Consider the following 21,493-nt stretch of genomic DNA (forward strand, 5'->3'; position numbering starts at 1 on the left):
TTTCAATACTTTTTGATACTCCACATATTCAGGCGTGAGTGCATTTTGTTTTTCCCGGATAGCACGCGCTTCACTCAATGCACCAATTACAAGCACAGCACTGTCGCGCTTCGCTTCTATAATGTCATTTTCCGCTTTGGCACGTATGGCTTTCTGCTCATTTTCTATTCGCAATGCCTGCTGTATCGCATCGGTAATGTTGAAAGCGGTACAATTGAATTTAATAGCTGAGTCATTTTTTCCATACCACATATTTCTTTTGGCAATATCGGGAGGCCAAGTTGTTTTGAAGGATATTGAATGTAAGTTAGAAAGTAGTTAGCGGATAATTACTTATTTGTTCTGGCAATAGGTAGGCTTATAACAACAATAGTTCCTTTACCAACAACAGAGCTAACCGCTATTTGCCCTTTGTGTATTTTTATAATGCGTTTAACTAATGGTAAACCCACGCCAAAACCGGTTATTGCCCGGTTGTTTTCGGCTCTGTAAAAAGGGTGAAAAATATTCTTTAATTCACTTTCAGAAATGCCTTTACCAGCGTCTTCAACAGAAACTTTTATTCCTGTTTCATCAACAGCTAACCTTACTTTCGCCAAACGATTATGGGAGTATTTGCAAGCGTTGGAAACAACATTTCTTATAGCTGAAAATAATAATTCAGCATTACCAAATACAAACAATTGCTCTTCATCTTCAGGCAATTGATCAAATTCCAGTTTTACAGAATAGGCTTTATCCTGCTTTATCATCTCCGCCGGTAACCGCATCAGCACTTCATCTATTCTGAGCAGATTAAGCTCGATGCCTCCTGCTGTACCCGATGCGGTGGCAAATTCCAGCAACGTTTGCGTAAGCCTGGTAAGCTCACGAACATCCTGGTAAACCGACTGCATCACCAGGCGATAATCTTCAACTGCCCTGTTTCTTTGAAGCGATACCTCCAACTGGCTGGAGATAGAGGTTAGCGGAGTAGATAATTCATGCGCAGCAGAAGAAATAAAGCGACGTTGTATTTCAAAGCTCTCCTGTAAACGGTCTAATAAATCATTTAATGTTTTGATGAGATAACTCCATTCATCATCCGACTTGCCTGATTTTATTCTATGGGTGAGGCTCTGCGCAGAAATAATGTTTACCTCGTCAGCAATTTTCTTAACAGGTTGCAACAATATTTTAGAAAAAATATACCCGGATATAAAAGCGATTACGGTACCACCAATAAAGCTCAACCATAAAATAAGTTTTAAGTGTTGGAGATTTCTATTTCCTTCTTCATCAAAAGCGGCCGCAAGAATAACTATGCCTTCCTTATTTTTATTAGCATAAAATGCAACCGCCTCTTTTCTGCCGGCAGTAAAAAAAATACTATTTTTCATCCTTGCTTCACTAAGCATGTCTTCACTAAGCTTTAAAGTGTCACCCGGGAAGTCGCTGTAAGTATATATTCTTTCATTTACATTATTATATGCCTGGATAGTCTTGTCTTTCATAGATATGATCGTTGCTGAATCAATTTTATTCATCAGTTGCTGATTGAATATATTAGATTCGTTTAGCAAGGTGGACGTAGTTAAAGCCTGGTTGATCAGGTGGGCTTTAATATTCTCTAACCGGCGGGTATAAGCAAAATAATAGATGGAACTACATAGTAATGATAACAATAAAAATACTATTGTGGTGAATAGCAATGTTATTTTAATTCTTACAGCCATTAATGGTCTTTTAAGATATAACCCATACCAACGTGGGTTTGAATCAGCTTATGTTGAAAATTTTTATCAATTTTATTTCGCAGATAACTAATATACACATCAATTACATTGGTATTCGTTTCAAAATCTACATCCCACACATTTATTGCAATATCCACCCTTGATACAAGCCTGTTTTTATTACGCAACAGGTATTCTAAGAGCTGAAATTCTTTAGCAGTAAGGTTAATTATCTTATTATCTCTTTTTACTTCTTTACAATCCAGATTCATTTCCAAATCAGAGGCTTTCAAAATATTGCCAACCGGTAAACTTTGATTGGTTGTACGTTTAAGCAATGCTCTTATTTTTAAAAGTAGTTCTTTAAATTCAAATGGTTTAACCATGTAATCATCTGTTCCTGAATCATACCCTTCTATCTTATCATTTAAGGCAATCATTGAAGTTAGCATAAGCACAGGTATGCGCTGATCTTTTAAACGAATGGCTCTGCATAGCTCATATCCATTCATTCCCGGCAGATTTATATCAAGTATTACAAGATTAAAATCATGAGCATTAAACATATGATAACCTAAGGTTCCATCGTATGCAACTTCTACATAAAAACCCATCTCACTAAGTCCAAACTTAAGTGTGTCGGCAATCTTTTTTTCATCCTCAACAATTAAAATTTTTCTTCCATCCATAAATGTAAGCCGGTTTTTAAGCAATTTACTCTTCATCATTTAACATCTATACAAAGTTTGCTTATTCTAATCACATTCTAATACCACCTTAATGTTAGCCTAACAAGGCAGCTATACATTTACCCCCAAAACAGGTCGCATTATTCAAATTACAGGATTTCAATGTAAGCTATTCCAGGGTGTCTTGAACCAATTGACCTTAGAAGTTGTTCAGTAACATACTGATGAATTCACAGGCAAGTAAATTGAAAAATAATTCCTTATTCAACTTAAAAAATTTATCATGAGTACAAAACAATTAACAATCACATTAGGTGACTTTGCTGCTAAAGATTCCCGTATTGCAGCAGTATTAAGAAGTGAAACATCACTTTGCTATGATGCTAATAAAACCGGGCAATTACAATCGGTATTGGAACAATCCACTACAGGTAAAGCGATAGCATTGCAGGAACTTTATACCTGGGATATTGAAATGCTTATTGATTACATCATTGATTTCCATCATCAATATGTGAAAGATAATGCTGTTATTATCTATAATCTGGCGCAAAAAGTTATGTATAGACATAGCGAAAATCATCCTGAGTTCAAAAAACTGGCTTCGCAAATCTTTCTCTTCCTTCATGGTTTATTAAATCACCTGACGAAAGAGGAAAAATTACTGTTCCCGGAAATGAAACAATTAATAAAAAACAAAAAGATTACAGGAACAGCGATTTATACCACGTTAGACTTAATAAAAGATGCAGTAATATTAATGCAGAAGCAACATCTTGTTGCAGAGGAAGATTTGAATGTGTTTAGAGAACTTACTAATGATTATCAAGTACCGGAAGACACCTGCGCCTTATGTAATTTGCTGTTTAAGAAAATGAGCGAATTTGAAAATGATTTGCTCATGCATATTTATCTTGAAAACAAGATACTTTTTCCTAAACTGATAGCAATGAATGAAGCACTTAACTAAAATAAGTAATCAACTACAAATGAAACCTTTAAAAAAAACGAAGAAGCCGCACTCTTACTATTAATCATATATCTATATTCTAATCAGTTTCTAATCCCTTCCTAACCTGCCTCTAACACTGGCATCGTACATTGCCCCTTTACCGTTCATTCATCTATAAAAATTAAGCAATGAAAATTATTAAATCAGTTAAAGTATTTGCTTCTGTAGCAATAGCATCTGCTATAATTTCTGTTCCTGTTTTTGGCCAGGAAAACACCAGGCTTTCAGATGCGGAGATTGCTTCTGTGGCTGTAACTGCCAACCAGATTGACATTGAATACGCGCAAATTGCACAGAAAAAATCGAAGAACGCAGACGTTTTAAGATTTGCAGAAACAATGGCAAAAGACCACCAATCTGTAATTGACCAGGCAGTGGCATTGGCTACCAAACTCGGCGTTACACCAAAAGATAATGCCACTACAAAATCGTTTCTTGAAGGGGCAGCTAAAACAAAAGCGATGCTTAATTCAACAAATGGTAACGCTTTCAACAAAGCTTATATTGATAATGAAGTAGCCTATCACAAAGCCGCAATCAACGAAGTTGAAAATGTATTAATTCCGGATGCAACAAACAGCGAATTGAAAAGTTTATTGCAATCTGCATTACCACTTTTTAAAGCACATCTTGCACATGCAGAAATGGTACAAAAAGAATTTAATAAATAATGGCTAACCCATACTCCATATTAAAGACCTGCGCTTGCCTGCTATGCTTTGTTTTTCTGTTAATTGGTTGCACCTCAAGCCCGGTAAAAGTGACACATAGAGTGTCTAACGTTGAGATTAAGCAAATGCAGTTTCAGCCCGCATCACTTACCGTACAAAAGGGCGATACCATAGTTTGGATAAACCATGATATTGTAGCACATGATGTAACAGAACAGGCAGGCAAGCTTTGGACTTCAGGACCACTTGCTCCGGGTGAATCGTGGAGTTTGGTGGTTACAAAAAGCGCAGATTACTATTGCAGTATTCATGTGGTAATGAAAGGGAAGTTGATTGTGCAATAAATTTTGCATGAGCTTGTTGAAAGTAATTTTTACATAGGTTTAGTGCGCATCTTTTTTCAACATGTAAGCATAAAGAGTTTCGCTGAAAGGGAAGCTTAAAATAATAAACAATTATTGTATTAATAACTAAACAACAACTAAATGGCAACGCAAATTTTATTAATTATTATAATAGCAATAGTATTGTTATTCTTTCTTGGCGTTAAAATAGTTCGCCCCACCCACAGGGGTTTAATTGAGCGATTAGGTAAATACATAAAATTTGCCCAACCCGGCTTTCACTGGATTATTCCTTTTATAGATAAGATGTATGTGGTAAATACAACTGAACAAATGGTAGATGCACAGCCGCAGGAAATTATCACTAACGATAACCTTAACGCCAGTGTGGATGCTCAGGTATATTTCAGGGTAATAGAGGCAGAGGAAAGTGTAAAGAGCTCTCAATATAATGTAAACAATTACAAATTGCAGATTGTTAATCTTGCCCGTACAACCCTCAGGAATATTATAGGAACACTTACATTACGATCTGCCAATAGTGAGCGGGGAAAAATTAATGCTGAATTACACACCACGCTTAGAAACGAAACCGCAAGCTGGGGAATTGTAATTGTGCGAACTGAATTAAAAGAAATAGATCCACCCCGTGATGTGCAGGAAACGATGAATAAAGTAGTGAAGGCAGAGAATGAAAAAATAGCTGCTATTGACTATGCAACGGCGACAGAAACAGTGGCAGATGGCGTAAAGCGGGCAAAAATTAAAGAAGCAGAAGGCTATAAACGTGCCCAGGTATTGCATGCCGAAGGAGAAGCCGAAGCGATTATGCTGGTGAATGAAGCTGCCGATAAATACTTTACAGGGAATGCTCAATTATTAAAGAAGTTAGAAACAGTGGAGGCTTCCTTTAAGTTGAACACAAAAATTGTTGTTCCTGCGGGATCAGAATTGGTAAATATTATTGGTGATATGGCTGGTGTGCTGCCATTGCCGGCAAAGAAAAGAGAAAATAAAGAAAGCAGAAATGAGCTTTATAAGAAAATGGAACAGGAGCAGGAAATATATGAATAATGAAGGATTGCTGAAGCAATAAATACAACATCACACAAAGGCATACAATGATTATAAAAAGGATTAGTAAAAATTGCAAAAATGAACAAAGTACTAATTGCACTGGATTACAATCCAACTGCACAAAAAGTTGCAGAAACGGGTTATCGTTTAGCAAGGGCAATGAATGCCAGCGCAATTTTGTTGCATGTAATTTCTACTGCCACTTACTATTCCTCTCTTAACTATTCTCCCATAATGGGTTTTGATAGTTTTAGCAATGTGGTTGAAACAGATGCTGACAACAAACTAAAAGAACGGGCTCAGGAGTATCTGGATGAATTCAAACACCATCTTGGAGATGAATCCATTGAAACGGTTTTAAAAACGGGTGATTTTGGAGAAACTATTTTGCAAACAGCAACCGGTTTAAATGTTGATATAATTGTTATAGGTACACACAGAAGGTGTGGGCTCGATAAAATTTTAATGGGAAGTGTAGTGGAAAAGGTTTTGCATCACAGTTCCATTCCTTTATTCATTATTCCAATCAGCGCTTCCGGAGAAAACAAGTAATAGAAATCCTTAACAAAATAAGTGTTTAACAAATAGATATAATAATTATGACAAAGGACCCTTACCAAATAAAGAAATTATTAAGCACCAAAAATGGCACGTTCACCTATTACAGTCTGGCGGAGCTTGAAAAGCAGGGACATGGTATTAGCAAGCTGCCTTTTTCCATTCGTATTCTGTTGGAAAATGCATTACGCAATTTTGATGATTTTGCTGTAACCAAAGAAAACATTGAAACCATTCTTCAATGGAAGCCGCTCGGCTCAGATAAAGATATTCCCTTTAAACCCGCCCGCGTATTGATGCAGGATTTTACCGGTGTTCCGGCGGTAGTGGATATTGCTTCTCTCCGTGCAGAAATAGCAAGGAAAGGAAAAAATCCCAACGAGATAAATCCATTAATACCTGTTGACCTTATCATTGACCATTCCGTACAGGTTGATTTTTTTGGAACGGAATATTCTTATGCCCGCAATATGGAGGAAGAGTATAAGCGTAATGAAGAACGCTATCAATTTTTAAAATGGGCACAAAAATCATTTAATAATTTCAGCGTGGTTCCTCCGGGCATGGGCATTTGTCACCAGGTGAACCTGGAATATCTATCAAAAGGTGTAATTGAAAGAAACGGAGAAATTTTTCCTGATACACTGGTGGGAACAGATAGCCATACGCCTATGGTTAATGGAATAGGTGTGGTGGCATGGGGCGTTGGCGGGATAGAAGCGGAAGCCGCCATCTTAGGGCAACCGATTTATTTTATCATGCCGGAAGTAATAGGATTAAAGTTAACGGGAAAACTTCCGTTGGGTTCTACAGCTACAGATTTGGTACTGACTATTGCTGAACTTCTAAGAAAATATGGAGTGGTTGGAAAATTTGTTGAAGTGTTCGGCTCAGCACTTAATAATCTTTCAGTGCCCGACAGGGCAACCATTGGCAATATGTCTCCCGAATTTGGATGCACGATTACTTATTTCCCGATAGATGATAAAACGCTGGAATATATGCGTAAAAGTAATCGCTCTGAAGAACAGGTAAAATTGGTGGAAGATTATTGCAAAGCCAATATGCTCTGGAGAACGGGAGCTGAGGATATTGTTTATACAGATGTTATAGCGTTAGATATTTCATCCATAGAACCTACGGTGGCCGGACCTAAACGACCACAGGATAAAGTCTTATTAAAGGATTTTAAATCAAAATTTATAGGGCTGTTGGATGAAACTTACGGTCGCAAATACACAGAAGTAAAACAATTAAGCAATTGGATGGCAGAAGGCGGCAGCCAGCCTATAAAGCAGGCGCCCACTGAGCTAATGCCCGAGCCGGAAATTGAAGAAACTGTTGTAAACGGAATGAAAAATGTATGGGTAACTTTTGGCAAGGAAAGTTTTATGCTCTCCGATGGTGCTGTAGCTATTGCCGCTATTACTTCCTGTACCAATACTTCCAATCCATTTGTAATGGTGGGTGCCGGTTTGGTAGCCAGAAAGGCAAGAGAACATGGATTGAAAACGAAACCCTGGGTTAAAACTTCTTTGGCTCCGGGTTCAAAAGTGGTAACCGATTATCTTGAAAAAGCAGATTTATTAGATGACCTGGAAGCAATGCAATTTCATACAGTCGGCTATGGCTGTACCTCCTGCATTGGTAACTCCGGTGCTTTACCGTCTTATGTTGCCAAGGCAATAGATGAACATGACCTGGTGGTAGCTTCAGTGCTTTCGGGCAACAGGAATTTTGAAGCCCGGATTCATCCGCAGGTAAGAATGAATTTTTTAATGTCGCCAATGCTGGTGGTTGCCTATGCCATTGCCGGCAGAATTGATATAGACCTTATCAATGAACCGCTGAGTTTCGACCCCAACCAACAGCCTGTTTATTTAAAAGATATCTGGCCTTCGGATGATGAAATTAACGAGTTGATGAGCAACGTGCTTTCTCCGACCGATTTTGCTAAAAATTATGGAGAGATATTCGAAGGAAACGACATTTGGAGAAACCTTGTTATCCCGGATGATACGTTATATGTATGGGACAAAAGTTCTACGTATATTAAAGAGGCGCCTTTTTTCTATAACCTACCCGATGAAGCACCACCATTAAAAGATATTTCGAATGCAAGAGCTTTATTAGTGTTGGGCGATAGTATTACTACAGACCATATTTCTCCTGCAGGACAGTTTAACCAGTTTTCTGCGGCAGGCGAATATTTAATCAGCCTCGGCGTAAAAAAGGAAAATTTCAACTCTTATGGTTCAAGAAGAGGAAACGACGAAGTAATGGTTCGCGGCACCTTCGCCAATGTGCGTATTAAAAATAAACTGGCGCAAAACGAAGGTGGCTATACACGGTATTTGCCTTCGGGCGAAGAAATGTTTGTTTATGATACTTCAATAAAATACAGGCAGGACCAAACACCATTAATAGTATTGGCGGGTAAAGAATATGGCAGCGGCTCGTCGAGAGACTGGGCTGCAAAAGGCGCATTCCTGTTGGGTATTAAAGCAATACTGGCAGAAAGTTATGAACGTATCCACCGCAGTAATTTGGTAGGAATGGGTGTGCTGCCCCTTCAGTATATAACCGGAGACAACACCGAGAGATTAGGGCTCACAGGCAGTGAGCTATTTACCATAACAGGCATTGCGGAAAATCTGAAACCTTTAAAAAAAGTGCAGGTGATTGCGCGGAAAGAAGATGGACAGGAAATAAAATTCGAGGCAATAGCACGGATAGATTCAAAGATAGAGATTGAATATTATCGCCATGGGGGAATACTGCAATATGTATTGCGGCAATTTCTGGAAAAGACCAATTAATTATTCATACATAAATTATACAGCATGAACAGCAATCAACTTTATCCGGAAGCTACAAGAGAAATGGCTGAAAAGAAAGCGGGTCTTGCTCCTGAAATTACAGATGCTTTCAGATACTTTAGTAAAACAGTTTTCAAAGAAGGTGCATTGCCCGAAAAAACAAAACAACTCATTGCGGTGGCAGTGGCGCATGTAACGCAATGCCTGTATTGTATCCGTTCTCATACCAAACAAGCCATGAAAAAAGGGGCAAGCAAACAAGAGATCATGGAAGCAATTTGGGTGGCTGCCGAAATGCGTGCCGGTGGTGCTTATGCACATGCTGCCATTGCATTGGATGAAATGGAAGGAAATAAGGCATCCATATAACTTGCAGTAGCGTATATACTTTGTATTTAAAATGTTTAATCAAAACATTCATTATAATTACGGCGCAATTCTTTCTTTTAAACAGCGCTAAAAGAAGATATGAAAGATAAATCTATCTGGACAATCGGTCATTCTACCCGCACGTTTGAAGAATTTATTGCCCTGTTGCATGCATTTAAAATTGAATTGATTGCCGATGTAAGAAATTATCCTGGTTCGCGAAAGTACCCGCAGTACAACAAAGATGCACTGGAGGTTTCTTTACCCCAAAACAACATTCAATACCTTCATTTAAAAAATCTTGGAGGACGAAGAAAGCCAGACGCACATTCTAAAAATATTGGGTGGCGGCATGTTGCTTTTCGAGGCTATGCCGATTATATGGAAACAGCGGCTTTTAAAGAAGGAATGCAGGAACTTGAAATGGTTGCAATGAAGCAAAGAACTGCCTATATGTGTTCCGAAGCAGTGTGGTGGCGATGCCACCGCGCTATGATTTCCGACTATCTAAAGTTACATGGCTGGAACGTAATGCATATTATGAATATTGGTAAAGCAGAAGAGCATCCTTACACCTCGCCTGCACGAATAATAAACGGGGCTTTGAATTATGAAATGGATGTAAATGAAAATGGATAGAATTTTATTCCTTTTTAAAGCGCAATAACCACCTGATTTATTTCAAATCGAAATGAATACATTGTTAAACAACATACGAGGATGTGAAGTTTGCAAAGAACATTTACCATTAGGACCACGGCCGGTTGTCCAGTTAAGCGAATTTTCGAAAATTATTATTATCGGGCAGGCGCCGGGCAGGCGTGTTCATGAAACAGGAATTCCGTGGAATGATGCGAGTGGAAAAAAATTAAGAGAATGGATGCATGTTGATGAAGCAACGTTTTATGACCCGGTATTTTTTTCTATCCTGCCAATGGGCTTTTGTTATCCCGGAAAGGGAATCTCAGGCGATTTGCCACCGCGGCCAGAATGTGCTCCGCTATGGCATCCGGAGGTCTTTAAATATTTTAAAAGCGAGCCGCTTATTTTGTTGATAGGACAGTATGCCCAACGTTATTATTTAAAGAAAGATTTTAAAGGCAGCCTCACCGAAACGGTAAAAAATTATCAAGGGTTTCTTCCAAAATATTTTCCGTTACCACACCCTTCTCCCCGAAATCAAAACTGGGTGAAGATCAACCCGTGGTTTATGAAAGAGGCGATTCCTGAATTACAGAAAAGAGTACATTTAGCAATGTACACAGAAGCGCCTTTGAACAGCCTGAATATTTTTAAATAATCAAAATGAAAACCATACTCATATTTGTGTCAACACTCGATGGAAAGGTAACAAAATGGGGAAACCCGCATGTTAAGTTGTGGTCATCTCATCAGGATCAGGATTATTATAAAAACGTGTGGAATGAATCCCGGCTCATCGTTATGGGAAGCACCACATTTAATGCTGAGACATTTAACCCCTCCACTCACCACCAGCTTATTGTTATGACAAGGCAGCCTGATACATACAAAGGGTTGCAGGTTCCTAACCAAATCGAATTTACAAATGAATCACCCGCTGAAATATTTACACGGTTTAACAATAAAGGATACGAGCAAATGCTGGTAGTTGGAGGTCCGCATATCGCCACGTCATTTTTAAAAGAGCAATTAATAGATGAATTATGGCTAACGCTGGAACCAAAGATATTTGGAACAGGTGGCAATTTTGTAACAGATGTAAACCTGGATATCAATTTACATTTAATCCACTGTGAAAAAGTAAATGAACAAGGGACATTGATTACTAAATATACAGTGCTGAAAAATAAGATTAAGTTGTAAGCAGATGATGGTTAAAGATGGTCGTATTCGTCATTGCGAGCGACAGTGAAGCAATCTGTGATTAGCTATAAATCATTATCTGTGGCTTAGCTAGAACTTTAAAATAAGTGTTCAATACTAATGGTTTATCATGATCTTATTAACATCCGCAGATTGCTTCGCGTTGCTCGCAATGACGGGTGCATCATCTGCTTACAACTTAAACATATTCGTATAACAGTGTACTACATATGCTGTGCTAAAAATAAGATGATAACGTAACCTCTGCTGTGTCCAATTACTCCAATTACTATCGTGAAGGTTTTTTAATTATAAATACATGCAGAATATTAATGAGGAGGAGGAACAAAAACGGTTAAATGAAAATTATTCCAAGACGAAAAATTGGTTGAAGTGGGGACCATACCTGTCTGAAAGACAATGGGCTACCGTAAGAGAAGATTATAGTTCTAATGGCGATGTTTGGAATTATATTACTCATGATATGTCCCGCTCAAAAGCGTATCGCTGGGGCGAAGATGGAATAGCAGGTATTGCTGATAACCTCCAAAGAATATGCTTTGCCATTGCTTTATGGAACGGCAAAGACGATATATTAAAGGAAAGATTATTTGGACTAACACCTAACTACGGAAATCATGGTGAGGATGTAAAAGAACTGTATTACTATCTTGATAATACGCCTTCGCATTCCTACATGAAATATTTGTATAAATATCCACAGGCAGCTTTTCCTTATCATGACCTGGAGCAAACAAACAGAAAACGCAATAAAGATGATGATGAATATGAGATAACTGATACCGGGATATTTGATGGCAACCGCTATTTTGATGTTTATACTGAATATGCCAAAAGGGATGAAGAAGATATCTGTATCAGGATCACTGTATATAACCGGTCTGAGGATAATGCACCCATTACCTTATTACCAACGTTGTGGATGCGCAATCTTTGGTCTTATGGTTTGGCTAACGGGAAGCCTGTAATTGAATTAATAAAAAATGAGATGACCGGTGAATTAAAAATCACCAACATGCAGGTAGGAGAATACTCATTTTATTTTCAAAAAACAGCCACTGTTTTATTTACAGAAAACGACACAAATACACAACGTTTATATAACGCACCTAATAAAAGTCCTTTTGTAAAAGATGCTTTTCATAATGCGGTTATTCACGAGGGTTTTGCATTATTCAGCAACAAAAAAAATGGCACCAAATGTTCGCCCGTTTATCACTTCAATATAGAACCCGGAGGTTCTGTTATTATTAAATTGCGTTTGAGCAAGCAATCCTTACCAGATCCTTTGAATCGTGAATTTGATGAAGTATTTACAAAGCGAATACACGAGGCAAATGAATTTTATAGCCATCTTATAAAATCAGCAAATGAAGATTTAAAAAACATACAACGGCAGGCCTTTGCCGGAATGTTATGGAACAAACAATTTTATTATTTTGATATTCCTTCGTGGTTAAATGGCGACAAAGGTCAGCCGGCGCCACCGGTACAGCGAAAGTCTGGTCGTGATAGCGATTGGCCTACACTAAATAACGAAGATATTATTTCGATGCCCGATAAATGGGAATATCCCTGGTATGCCACCTGGGACCTTGCTTTTCACTGTATTCCTTTTGCTATGCTGGATGCGCAATTTGCAAAAGATCAACTGGTGCTTTTATTAAGGGAATGGTATATGAGTCCCAACGGCCAGTTGCCTGCTTATGAGTGGTCGTTTAGCGATGTAAATCCGCCGGTACATGCCTGGGCCTGTATGCAGGTGTATAAAACAGATAAAGAACGAACCGGCAATGGAGATACTTTATTTCTGGAAAGAATTTTTCAAAAGTTGCTGATCAATTTCACATGGTGGGTTAACCGCAAAGACCGGTTTAATAACAACGTTTTTGAAGGAGGTTTTTTAGGGCTGGATAATATTGGATTATTTGACAGAAATAAAGTACCCGGCGGAGGCGTTTTGCAGCAGGCAGATGGTACCGCATGGATGGGAATGTATTGCCTGAATATGCTGGAAATAGCACTCGAACTGGCGCAGTCTAACGTTGCCTATGAAGACCTCGCTACTAAGTTTTTTGAACATTTCACTTATATCGCCAGCTCACTGAACCGAATCAGCCAGGATTTTCCGGGATCATGGGATGAAGAGGAAGGTTTCTTTTACGACGTGCTGAAAATGCCCAATGGAAAATTTATTCCCATTAAAGTCCGCTCACTTGTTGGTCTTACCACCTTGTTTTCGGTTCATGTTATTAATAAAGAATTGCTGGAAAAAGTTCCCGAATTCCACCGCCGTTTGAAATGGTTTGTACGATACCGGCAAAAAAATAATCAATATAAGGTCATAGAAGATATAGATGCGAAGAGTGGCATATTACTTTCGCTGGTGCCATATAAAAGATTAAAAAAGATTTTAAATGCCTTGCTTGATGAAAATGAATTTTTATCGCCTGGTGGCATTAGGTCGCTTTCAAAAATTCATCAAAAGCCCTATAAAATCATTATTGATGGTAAAGAGTTTGGCCTTAACTATCAGCCTGGTGAATCAAACTCTGATTTATTTGGGGGCAACTCTAACTGGCGTGGACCTGTCTGGATGCCGATGAATTATCTGATAATTCTGGCGCTGGAGAAGTATCATAAATATTTTCAGAATGAATTACTGGTTGAGTTGCCGTCGCATTCAGGAAATATGGTAAATCTTGAAACGGTTGCAAATGAATTGCGGAGGCGTTTGACCAACATATTTGCTATGAATTTAAAAGAAAAGAGACTTTTAAATGGACAGAATAATATATTCAACCACAATAAACATTTTAAAGATCTTGTATTGTTTTATGAATGTTTTCATGGAGATAATTGCCGGGGAATAGGTGCTTCGCATCAAACCGGGTGGACGGGTATCATTACAGAAATTATTCGAAAATTAAACCCTTAATTGCATGTATTAAACCCGCTTTTGTTTTATTATAGAACCTATGTGTGCAAAAGGGAAATAGTAGCAATTCCAACCCAACTATCATTACCGATTTTAGTATGATTAATATCCCGGGAATTCTTCTGTTCTGATATTATCGTCATCAACACCTGCTTCGTTCAGTGTTTTGCAGATAGCAGTTACCATAGCTGCAGGGCCGGAAACGTAATAATGGGGCAAGGTTAAATCACCTATATACTTTTGCAACATTTCCCCGGTAAAGACACCTCTTTCGCCCTGCCATTCTTCTGATCGTTCAGTGGCTGTCATAGACAGCAACAAACGTGATACAATAATAAGAAACTGAAGAATATACTCCGCAAATTCTTTGACAACACGCATCTAATTATGCCTGCTGTTAAAATGATAAACAATGTTGCATGAAAACCTTGGTAAATAAATGCTGCTCCTGATCTGATTATTACAATTAAGAAAGTATGAATTAAACGTGCTATCCTTGAGGGATAGCAAATAATAAAGAAAAACAAACTTCAGCTATCGAAGAAACGATGGCTGAAGTTTGTTTCCGCCGATTTACAAAGAAATTCTTATATTGATTTTTTGTCCCAACTGGTATGTACCTGCCTGAATTTTAGTCTTCTTTGGCTTTCAAGGTATTCATCAAGAATTTCCCGGTTTTTACGTAAATCTCTTTTGTACTTAATAATGAACCAGATTAAAAAGAGAATAAGTAAGATTATTATTCCGAATAATGTCCAACCCATGTTTTATAGTTTTATTGTTAATGCTATTCTTTCTGATTGTAAACTTTCATTATTGTAAATGTTTTGCTACCTGCCGGTACATCCCACTTTATTTTTTCTCCTTGTCTGAAGCCTATAAGAGCAGTACCAACAGGAGCAAACACCGAAATCTTTCTTTCCTTTATATCTGCCTTTTCGGGAAGAACTAGAACAAGTTCAATCAATTTGTCTTTACTGCCTTCTTTTACAATTACCCTTGAGTTAAGCCTCACAACGTCTTCAGGTAGCTCAGTTTTTTTAACCAGCGTTGCTTTTTTTAATTCTTCCTGCAGTAATGCTGCGTTCTTCCGGTCAAAATCCCTTACAGAACTTGAACCTTTTATATAAGCGTTTAAGGTCTCATAATCCTCGTATGCTATTATTATTTTACTTTTAGTTGTTTTCATTGTGTTTAATTTAGATGCTGAAAATTTTGTTGTAATACCTTGTTATTTCTTCTGAAATAAATCTGCTCAAAGCTTTTCGTAGTTTGTTCATCAATCCTTCTGAAAAATTTAGAAGCCTTAACATCATCAATGCTTTTAAAACCACATGCTTCCATCATTTCTTTCGTAGCAATTAATGTGTTGACGTGAAAGTTTGCTACTCTTACCTTTTTGTCCGCAGGATCCAGGCCTTTATATAATGCAGGATTTTGAGTTGCTACACCCACAGGGCACTTTCCACTATCACATTGTAACGCCTGAATACAACCTAAGGCAAACATCATCCCCCTGGCACTATAACAGGCAGAAGCGCCAAGAGCTAAAGCTTTCAGTATGTCGAAGCCTGTTATTATTTTACCTGCGGCAATTATTTTAATGCTTTCTGATAATTGATAGTCATCAAGTGTTTGCTTAACAAAAGCAAGTGCTTCATATAGCGGCATACCTAAATGGTCTGTAAATTCTAACGGTGCTGCACCGGTACCACCTTCTGCTCCGTCAACAGAAATGAAATCAGGAATGATACAGGTTGAGCAGATCGCTTTACATATATCTATAAACTCCTGCTTGTCGCCAATACATAATTTAAAGCCCACCGGTTTATCTCCGGACAGGTGCCGTAAAAGTTGAAGAAACTGCAATAAGCCTGCAGGACCGTCAAACTCTGCATGGCGTGCAGGAGAATGAACAGTTGTATTGGGCATTACGTGCCTTATTGCCGCTATTTCTTCTGTGTTTTTAGCAGCTGGGAGAATGCCACCATGCCCTGGCTTAGCACCTTGCGAAAGTTTTAGTTCAATCATTTTCACAGAAGGACATAATGCCTTCTGCTTAAAAGCAACCGGATTAAACCTACCCATTTCGGTACGACAGCCGAAATAGCCTGTACCTATTTGCCAAATAAGGTCACCACCTTTTAAATGGTAGTTACTTATACCACCTTCGCCTGTGTTGTGTGCAAAGCCACCTATTGCAGCACCTTCGTTTAATGCTGTTATGGCTGTTTTGCTTAAAGCGCCATAACTCATTGCGCCAATGTTATAAATACTGGCATGGTAAGGTTGTAAGCATTGTTCATTTCCTATCCACACCTTTAAGTCATTTACACTAAGCTGTTCAGGATAAACAGAATGACTTAACCATTCGTAACCGGGCGATGAGGGATTAGACTGCATTCCGAAAGCGACAGTTTGCTTTTCGTTTTTTGCCCGTTGATAAACAATAGAACGTTGACGCCTGTTGAATGGCTTGCCATCTAAATCGGTCTCAAAAAAGTATTGCCTGAGTTCGGGTCTGATACGTTCAAAGAAGTAGCGTAAACGACCAATGATTGGATAGTTGCGTAAAATAGCGTGTTTTGATTGACGTACATCAACAATAGCAATCAATAATAAGGGCAATGTAATAAGCGAGCCCCAGTACCAATTTACGTTGTGGATATATCCCATTATTAAAAAAAGAATACTTGCTATAACAAGAAGTAAAATGACAGTTCCACTAAGTGAAACACTTTTTTCTTTATGTGACATGGTAGAATATATATGTTTTAAATAAAGGCTGCACACCCTTCAATGCAAATCAACACATCGAAGCAGCATCCTCCTATCATGAAGAAACTAAACCATCTTTCTAAGCCCTTTCAAGTATTTGTACCTGCAACAGTTTTGAAACGTAGGCCAAAAAGTTGTTTTATCCTGCTATTAAAAAAATCCGTATAAGAGAACTATAATCGTTGTCATAAATGGATTATTATTTCTGAAATACTTCTATATCCTATTTATGGTCATCGTTTATCGCTTGAAGTAAATGCGTCAATTACTATTACAGGAATAGTAATGAACAACCCCAAATATCACCTTACATCCGATGTTAGTGCTGTTCTAAGTATAACTGCGGTAAGTAATACAAAAATTGCAATCACGCTTTTTCTTGCCGGAACTTTCGGGTGATTTCGAGGCATAATAAATTATGCCCTACGTTAAGCTGAAATAAAGAAATGATTTACCCTGCCCGGAAGAACATGTTAGGCCAGAGTTATAGTTTTAAAGTATTTAAAGCTGGAGTAGTAATACATTGCCGAATTAAAGGGAAGAAATTCTGTAAATGAACAGGTAACCCAATTACAAGTATCAAGTAAAGTATTATACTTGTTGATTGTTGAATAGTTGATATGTAGTGCCTTACCTGACATGAAACAAACTTAAGAAATTAAAACTAATTAAATAGTTAAACTGTTGTGCTTATCTATTATTGATAACACACTAATTGATAGAAGGTTACAAATGATTACACAATACAAATTACACAAATTATAATGTTCTCTACATTCTCTGCAGAAATGCAAATAACCTTTATTCAAATAAATAATTGAATGGAATGATTAAGTATCATTCCGGCTTTTATCATACGTTTTCAAAACGTTATTAAATGTTATGCTGGGGTTAATTGAGACAGAAAGAAACGGAATAAATGACGGCGCACCATATAACTGGCGGAATGGATTGCGGGAACCTGCTGATGGCAAGTTGTAAGTTGTTTTTATATGCACTAAAGCCGGGTATCACCTCATTGGAAGCCGCCACAAAATCCCCCATTTCTTTTGCTTAATTGTCTTTTGCCGGATGGATTGCTGAAGATACTTCTGAGCTGCTATCCATACGAGGAACATTAGCAGAACTTTCTTTGTTAGAAGAGTTGGCGCCAATAATTTGTACTGTCAAAAAACAGAACCGTAAGGGGAATTATTGTATTTTTTCATGTATATATACGGTCTGTTAGAAGTCATCCAGTTCTTCTAACTTTTTTATATTTCAGCTTTTATCTTTTCTCCAGTTGCCGGCGCAGCTTTTCCTCCACATTTTTCAGCAGCGCCATAAAGTTGTCGCCGGAATCAGAAGCAAAAGCATCGTTACCCGGAACACCGAACCTGACACTAACCCTTTTGGGGTCGGTGGATTTTCCGCTTTTATCCTCAAAATATACATCCACCCAATTTACTTCCGATATGTGGCGCCGCAGCCGCACAATCATATCTCTTATGCTTTGCTGTATATCGTCGCTGATGGTAATATCCACCGCCTGTACATCTAACTTAATGCCGTCAAAATTTTCTGTATAATTCATAATTAAACTTTTTTATTATTCCCATTAATATCATTTACAAAACTCCATTATTTTAATAGAGGCTTGTTGTGTTTACCTTTAAATATTGCGTAACCCGATTTTATTTATTTTATATAGTATTTATCCAAAGAAGAAACAAACCGCAAATTAACTCGAATTTTTAGCAAACCTTATTTATAAAAATATATCTCTGCAAGTGCTCCCACCTTGATTATTGGCCATTCCCTGGGTGGGTCTGTAGCCCAGTATGCTGCCGCAAGAATCTCTTCTGTTAAGGCTGTAGCCATCATTGCTGCTCCTAATGATCCGGCACACGTGCAGCGCCTTTTGAAAGACAATGAAAGCGAGACAATAAAAAAGGAAAGGCAACGGTTCATTTGGAATCAGTACCGGGTAGTCAGCACAAGTCCCTTGTACTTTTTCAATTCCTCTTCAGAAAGAAATACGCTATCACCGCCATATTGCATATTGACTTCTATCATTTCATCAATAATATCATCAATGACACCGGTTCGATCTGTCTGCTCTTCCGGCACCAGTTCAATTGTATCATTCACCAAACGGGCAGGCTGAAAGTAGCCCCGTTGTACAAATAACGTTTCACCTCTTCCCTGGTTCACGGCATGCCATATATCATTGAAGTCTGCAACCAGTTTTCCGGTATTTTCAGCAGCAGAAAGTTCCTGCAGTCGCTGGCTGTTTCTTTCTTTTCTTACCTGTTGCACTATAGGCCAGGCAGCATCAACAATATGATGTGCTTTTTCTTCCATCCGGTTCCCGTTCAAATGCCCAATAAAGATTGCTTTCCGGTCAGCAATTTTCAGATACTCATAGTAATTAGATTCCTCGGTGCATATCAACACCGGCAAAGGGTTTTCTTTTATTACTTCAATCAGTTGCTTATCTACAATATTAAAAAACTCCTGCATCAGATTGGTCTGGCGGTTGGCAATCGCTGCTTCAGCCCTTTGCTTCGGGTGCAGAGAAACGTTTTCAATAGGGAAGTTGCCTTCCATCTCCTGCACTACTTTATCATTGAACGCCTCAATTAACCGGGCTTTGTCGCGGCTTAGTACCAGCACATAATATTCTTTTTCTTTGTGCAAGGCTCTTATCAGATCGCGGGTGGCAAAGCTTTTGTCAATAATAACCCTGTCTTCCACAGCAATGGGTAAACGGGTAAAATCGGCTATCTCTTCATTTACAAACAATACAAGGCTTTCTAAATTGTGCCTGTGGTTAATGGTAGCTGCCAGCGTATTTAGCTTATTCGTGATGAGGCTGAGCGATTGCTGATTACACTCATCAGCAAGCCGCGCCTGCGCTTCTTTTACCAGGTTTTTTAATACAATCGGATCCTTTTCATTATCCGGCAGGGTGCGGTGCGTGTTTAAGATAATAGTAACACAGCAATTTGATGTGGTGTCTTTTAGTTTTTTTAAAATGTTATTCATATGATGGGAATTTTTTAGTTGTAAAAGTTGGATAACCTGATTTTGAATGCCTATTCAAATATATAATGCCGGAAACCGCATCTTCACGCCGTATTGCTGAAGCCCGGTATGGGATTTTGAAAAGTTCCGTTGCAATGGAACACGCAAGCGTTTTTTACACCCTATCTTCTCTGATCGTTTTTAAACCTTTGGTCCAGCAGATCATTTCTTTAAACATGAAGCTTGTTTTATGAGAGAGTTCATTCAATACAAATTCGTTTTGTTCATTGATGAACTGCATAAAAAACGGGATATACATCGCCATAGCTTACAAGACACGTGGCTTTATAATTCCATTCGTGATGCAAATATTCAAGCGCGTTCGGTAAAGGCGCAGGATAGTCGTAGTCGTATTCGTCCGTTACAAATATAGATACGTCTGCCTCGCTAATCTTTGCACTCCAGCGTTTGGTATGTTCGTGCTCGTATTCCTGCTGGCAGGATGGTTTGGCTCATCTTCAGGGGCAGGTTTATAGTGGTAAGGTCTAATATTTCTACGTTAAAGCTGCCGTGGTTTTGGGCTAAGGCTACATTCAAACCATCGGGCCCTTTCTGCCGGGGCGCACCGTAGCGGTAATGATCTTTACATTGTACATCTATCTCCTTCGTTTATAAAAGAAATTAAAACAACAATGCTCATTGTTGTTGGTCTTCGGATTTATTGCTGTAGTTGTCCAGTTTGGCACGATGTAATTTTTGTAAAATGGCAATCGTGTTTGTGTCAGAGTAGATGCCATCGCCTTTCACCAGTATTCCTTTCAGGCCGGTTTTCGTTTCCAGTCCATAAACGGTTGCTTCATCCCCGGGATCTGAAGCCCCTTCATACCGGTTTACAGAAGCGATCTTTAAATCTTCCGCTTCAAATTTTTCAGCTCCGCACCAAATGAAGCCGTCTTTTAACGTAAAGTCTTTATCAAATCCTGATGCTCTGAGTTTTGCAATGGCTTCCGATGTGGTGCCGTATTTAAATTTTTCATTCATGATTGTTTTGTTTGAATGTTTATTTTAATGAAGGGTTAAAAAAGCATTTCACTTTTGCGTGTAAAAGCACAATTAAAAGCTTTGATTTCTTAGTAACTGTTCAAAAGCCTTGCCAGGCAAACCATATCCGGATAAAACAAAAATTTTCAGATAAATTTCAAGTTGGTACATTACCCGTATTGATAATATAGAAATATCATTTATAATAATTATAACAATGCTGCCATCAGCCTATATACCGAATCCATTCCTCTTTGCAATACCAGGCGGTTTTGCCACTGTTCCAATGTAACTAAACGGCTGCTTTGCTTGTCACGGTCAAAGCTATCCTCCAGGCCTTGCACAACTCTGCTTAGTGAATAACAGCAGTAATTTCAAAGTTCAGGCAAAAGCTCGGGTATCCATGTTTACGGTGCCTATGAAAGCAAGGATGCTGTCAATCGGAATAGTCCTGGAATGTATAAACCTTTTTTTCGTAAAAATATACACGAACACCCCGCTGCAATGGCGGTTTTATGAAAGAAAACGAAGCATGCTGAACGATAAAAGAATCCGATTTTGCAGGCAGAATAAGTTCCACTTTAATACTATTAGAGGCAGCAATCACCAG

Annotated in this window: 21 protein-coding genes and 2 pseudogenes; 12 read left to right on the forward strand and 11 right to left on the reverse strand. The window is 38.3% G+C overall.

What is annotated here, in order from left to right; translation table 11 throughout:
* From FC093_RS21015 to FC093_RS21025, 3 genes are all read right to left on the reverse strand, one after another.
* Positions 1 to 252 (reverse strand): hypothetical protein (locus FC093_RS21015; RefSeq protein WP_137263785.1); only part of this gene is annotated, 252 nt, incomplete at its 3' end.
* 77 nt (positions 253 to 329) lie between these two features.
* Positions 330 to 1,715 (reverse strand): HAMP domain-containing sensor histidine kinase, encoded by a 1,386-nt coding sequence (locus FC093_RS21020; protein ID WP_137263786.1) that lies wholly within the window; start codon positions 1,713 to 1,715, stop codon positions 330 to 332.
* Entirely contained in the window at positions 1,715 to 2,404 is a 690-nt protein-coding gene (locus FC093_RS21025; RefSeq protein WP_137263787.1) for a response regulator transcription factor, read from the reverse strand. The genes FC093_RS21020 and FC093_RS21025 overlap by 1 nt, the downstream gene beginning before the upstream one ends.
* 283 nt (positions 2,405 to 2,687) lie before the next feature.
* Here FC093_RS21025 and FC093_RS21030 point away from each other — a divergent pair, with 283 nt between their 5' ends.
* The 11 genes from FC093_RS21030 (at position 2,688) to FC093_RS21080 (ending at position 14,058) form a co-directional block, all read left to right on the forward strand.
* Complete coding sequence (locus FC093_RS21030; protein WP_137263788.1) at positions 2,688 to 3,374, forward strand: hemerythrin domain-containing protein; 687 nt, start codon at positions 2,688 to 2,690, stop codon at positions 3,372 to 3,374.
* Between the two features lie 170 nt (positions 3,375 to 3,544).
* On the forward strand, positions 3,545 to 4,087 hold the full coding sequence (locus tag FC093_RS21035; protein ID WP_137263789.1) for a DUF4142 domain-containing protein: 543 nt from the start codon (positions 3,545 to 3,547) through the stop codon (positions 4,085 to 4,087).
* Positions 4,087 to 4,431 carry a plastocyanin/azurin family copper-binding protein gene (locus FC093_RS21040; RefSeq protein ID WP_137263790.1) on the forward strand — a complete coding sequence of 115 codons (345 nt, stop codon included), beginning with the start codon at positions 4,087 to 4,089 and terminating at the stop codon, positions 4,429 to 4,431. Before FC093_RS21035 ends, FC093_RS21040 begins: the two co-directional genes overlap by 1 nt.
* 141 nt (positions 4,432 to 4,572) lie before the next feature.
* The gene (locus tag FC093_RS21045) at positions 4,573 to 5,505 is read left to right on the forward strand and encodes an SPFH domain-containing protein (RefSeq protein WP_137263791.1); all 933 of its coding nucleotides are present in this window, start codon (positions 4,573 to 4,575) and stop codon (positions 5,503 to 5,505) included.
* Between the two features lie 81 nt (positions 5,506 to 5,586).
* Positions 5,587 to 6,060 (forward strand): universal stress protein, encoded by a 474-nt coding sequence (locus FC093_RS21050; protein ID WP_137263792.1) that lies wholly within the window; start codon positions 5,587 to 5,589, stop codon positions 6,058 to 6,060.
* A gap of 47 nt (positions 6,061 to 6,107) precedes the next feature.
* Positions 6,108 to 8,885 carry an aconitate hydratase AcnA gene (gene acnA, locus FC093_RS21055; RefSeq protein WP_137263793.1) on the forward strand — a complete coding sequence of 926 codons (2,778 nt, stop codon included), beginning with the start codon at positions 6,108 to 6,110 and terminating at the stop codon, positions 8,883 to 8,885.
* A 24-nt stretch (positions 8,886 to 8,909) separates the two neighbouring features.
* Entirely contained in the window at positions 8,910 to 9,254 is a 345-nt protein-coding gene (locus FC093_RS21060) for a carboxymuconolactone decarboxylase family protein (RefSeq protein WP_137263794.1), read from the forward strand.
* A gap of 99 nt (positions 9,255 to 9,353) precedes the next feature.
* Positions 9,354 to 9,893: a DUF488 domain-containing protein gene (locus FC093_RS21065; RefSeq protein ID WP_137263795.1), complete on the forward strand. Its 540-nt coding sequence runs from the start codon at positions 9,354 to 9,356 to the stop codon at positions 9,891 to 9,893.
* A gap of 52 nt (positions 9,894 to 9,945) precedes the next feature.
* Complete coding sequence (locus FC093_RS21070; protein ID WP_137263796.1) at positions 9,946 to 10,554, forward strand: uracil-DNA glycosylase family protein; 609 nt, start codon at positions 9,946 to 9,948, stop codon at positions 10,552 to 10,554.
* A gap of 5 nt (positions 10,555 to 10,559) precedes the next feature.
* Positions 10,560 to 11,099 carry a dihydrofolate reductase family protein gene (locus FC093_RS21075; protein WP_137263797.1) on the forward strand — a complete coding sequence of 180 codons (540 nt, stop codon included), beginning with the start codon at positions 10,560 to 10,562 and terminating at the stop codon, positions 11,097 to 11,099.
* Positions 11,100 to 11,418: 319 nt separating this feature from the next.
* Positions 11,419 to 14,058 carry an MGH1-like glycoside hydrolase domain-containing protein gene (locus FC093_RS21080; protein WP_137263798.1) on the forward strand — a complete coding sequence of 880 codons (2,640 nt, stop codon included), beginning with the start codon at positions 11,419 to 11,421 and terminating at the stop codon, positions 14,056 to 14,058.
* A gap of 102 nt (positions 14,059 to 14,160) precedes the next feature.
* Here FC093_RS21080 and FC093_RS21085 read toward each other — a convergent pair whose 3' ends face one another.
* The 4 genes from FC093_RS21085 to FC093_RS21100 all read right to left on the reverse strand — a co-directional run bounded on the left by FC093_RS21085 (position 14,161) and on the right by FC093_RS21100 (position 18,409).
* Positions 14,161 to 14,367, reverse strand: coding sequence for a ferredoxin reductase domain-containing protein (locus FC093_RS21085; RefSeq protein ID WP_206106650.1), 207 nt, complete (start codon positions 14,365 to 14,367; stop codon positions 14,161 to 14,163).
* A gap of 478 nt (positions 14,368 to 14,845) precedes the next feature.
* Positions 14,846 to 15,247 carry a GreA/GreB family elongation factor gene (locus FC093_RS21090; RefSeq protein ID WP_137263800.1) on the reverse strand — a complete coding sequence of 134 codons (402 nt, stop codon included), beginning with the start codon at positions 15,245 to 15,247 and terminating at the stop codon, positions 14,846 to 14,848.
* Positions 15,248 to 15,252: 5 nt separating this feature from the next.
* Positions 15,253 to 16,815, reverse strand: a complete 1,563-nt coding sequence (locus FC093_RS21095) for an FMN-binding glutamate synthase family protein (protein WP_137263801.1) — start codon at positions 16,813 to 16,815, stop codon at positions 15,253 to 15,255.
* Between the two features lie 1,288 nt (positions 16,816 to 18,103).
* Positions 18,104 to 18,409, reverse strand: coding sequence for an HPF/RaiA family ribosome-associated protein (locus tag FC093_RS21100; RefSeq protein WP_137263802.1), 306 nt, complete (start codon positions 18,407 to 18,409; stop codon positions 18,104 to 18,106).
* Between the two features lie 207 nt (positions 18,410 to 18,616).
* Between FC093_RS21100 and FC093_RS24705 the strand changes: the two are divergent.
* Positions 18,617 to 18,757: pseudogene (locus FC093_RS24705) on the forward strand (hypothetical protein); the annotation flags it as partial.
* Between the two features lie 35 nt (positions 18,758 to 18,792).
* Here the strand turns inward: FC093_RS24705 and FC093_RS23865 are convergent.
* The 4 genes and pseudogenes from FC093_RS23865 to FC093_RS24715 all read right to left on the reverse strand — a co-directional run bounded on the left by FC093_RS23865 (position 18,793) and on the right by FC093_RS24715 (position 21,490).
* A complete protein-coding gene (locus FC093_RS23865; protein ID WP_170971175.1) occupies positions 18,793 to 19,863 on the reverse strand; it encodes an AOC03_06830 family ribosome hibernation factor in 1,071 nt (356 codons plus the stop codon).
* Positions 19,864 to 20,126: 263 nt separating this feature from the next.
* Positions 20,127 to 20,330 (reverse strand): annotated as a pseudogene (locus FC093_RS24710) (NADPH-dependent FMN reductase); the annotation flags it as partial.
* 208 nt (positions 20,331 to 20,538) lie between these two features.
* Positions 20,539 to 20,883 carry a hypothetical protein gene (locus FC093_RS21115; protein WP_137263803.1) on the reverse strand — a complete coding sequence of 115 codons (345 nt, stop codon included), beginning with the start codon at positions 20,881 to 20,883 and terminating at the stop codon, positions 20,539 to 20,541.
* Between the two features lie 436 nt (positions 20,884 to 21,319).
* Positions 21,320 to 21,490 carry a phospholipase D-like domain-containing protein gene (locus FC093_RS24715; protein WP_394347980.1) on the reverse strand — a complete coding sequence of 57 codons (171 nt, stop codon included), beginning with the start codon at positions 21,488 to 21,490 and terminating at the stop codon, positions 21,320 to 21,322.
* Between the last annotated feature and the right edge of the window lie 3 nt (positions 21,491 to 21,493).

This window comes from Ilyomonas limi (assembly GCF_005233845.1).
GTDB classification, from domain to species: Bacteria; Bacteroidota; Bacteroidia; order Chitinophagales; family Chitinophagaceae; genus Ilyomonas; species Ilyomonas limi.

Coding starts and splice junctions, on each gene's coding strand:
- FC093_RS21050 (WP_137263792.1), top strand. CDS start 5,587: ATGAACAAAGTACTAATTGCACTGGATTACAATCCAACTGCACAAAAA.
- FC093_RS21065 (WP_137263795.1), top strand. CDS start 9,354: ATGAAAGATAAATCTATCTGGACAATCGGTCATTCTACCCGCACGTTT.
- FC093_RS21020 (WP_137263786.1), bottom strand. CDS start 1,715: ATGGCTGTAAGAATTAAAATAACATTGCTATTCACCACAATAGTATTT.
- FC093_RS21025 (WP_137263787.1), bottom strand. CDS start 2,404: ATGGATGGAAGAAAAATTTTAATTGTTGAGGATGAAAAAAAGATTGCC.
- FC093_RS21095 (WP_137263801.1), bottom strand. CDS start 16,815: ATGTCACATAAAGAAAAAAGTGTTTCACTTAGTGGAACTGTCATTTTA.
- FC093_RS21045 (WP_137263791.1), top strand. CDS start 4,573: ATGGCAACGCAAATTTTATTAATTATTATAATAGCAATAGTATTGTTA.
- FC093_RS21100 (WP_137263802.1), bottom strand. CDS start 18,409: ATGAATTATACAGAAAATTTTGACGGCATTAAGTTAGATGTACAGGCG.
- FC093_RS21090 (WP_137263800.1), bottom strand. CDS start 15,247: ATGAAAACAACTAAAAGTAAAATAATAATAGCATACGAGGATTATGAG.
- FC093_RS21060 (WP_137263794.1), top strand. CDS start 8,910: ATGAACAGCAATCAACTTTATCCGGAAGCTACAAGAGAAATGGCTGAA.
- FC093_RS21035 (WP_137263789.1), top strand. CDS start 3,545: ATGAAAATTATTAAATCAGTTAAAGTATTTGCTTCTGTAGCAATAGCA.
- FC093_RS21040 (WP_137263790.1), top strand. CDS start 4,087: ATGGCTAACCCATACTCCATATTAAAGACCTGCGCTTGCCTGCTATGC.
- FC093_RS21085 (WP_206106650.1), bottom strand. CDS start 14,367: ATGACAGCCACTGAACGATCAGAAGAATGGCAGGGCGAAAGAGGTGTC.
- FC093_RS21030 (WP_137263788.1), top strand. CDS start 2,688: ATGAGTACAAAACAATTAACAATCACATTAGGTGACTTTGCTGCTAAA.
- FC093_RS21115 (WP_137263803.1), bottom strand. CDS start 20,883: ATGAATGAAAAATTTAAATACGGCACCACATCGGAAGCCATTGCAAAA.
- FC093_RS21070 (WP_137263796.1), top strand. CDS start 9,946: ATGAATACATTGTTAAACAACATACGAGGATGTGAAGTTTGCAAAGAA.
- FC093_RS21080 (WP_137263798.1), top strand. CDS start 11,419: ATGCAGAATATTAATGAGGAGGAGGAACAAAAACGGTTAAATGAAAAT.
- acnA (WP_137263793.1), top strand. CDS start 6,108: ATGACAAAGGACCCTTACCAAATAAAGAAATTATTAAGCACCAAAAAT.
- FC093_RS21075 (WP_137263797.1), top strand. CDS start 10,560: ATGAAAACCATACTCATATTTGTGTCAACACTCGATGGAAAGGTAACA.
- FC093_RS23865 (WP_170971175.1), bottom strand. CDS start 19,863: ATGAATAACATTTTAAAAAAACTAAAAGACACCACATCAAATTGCTGT.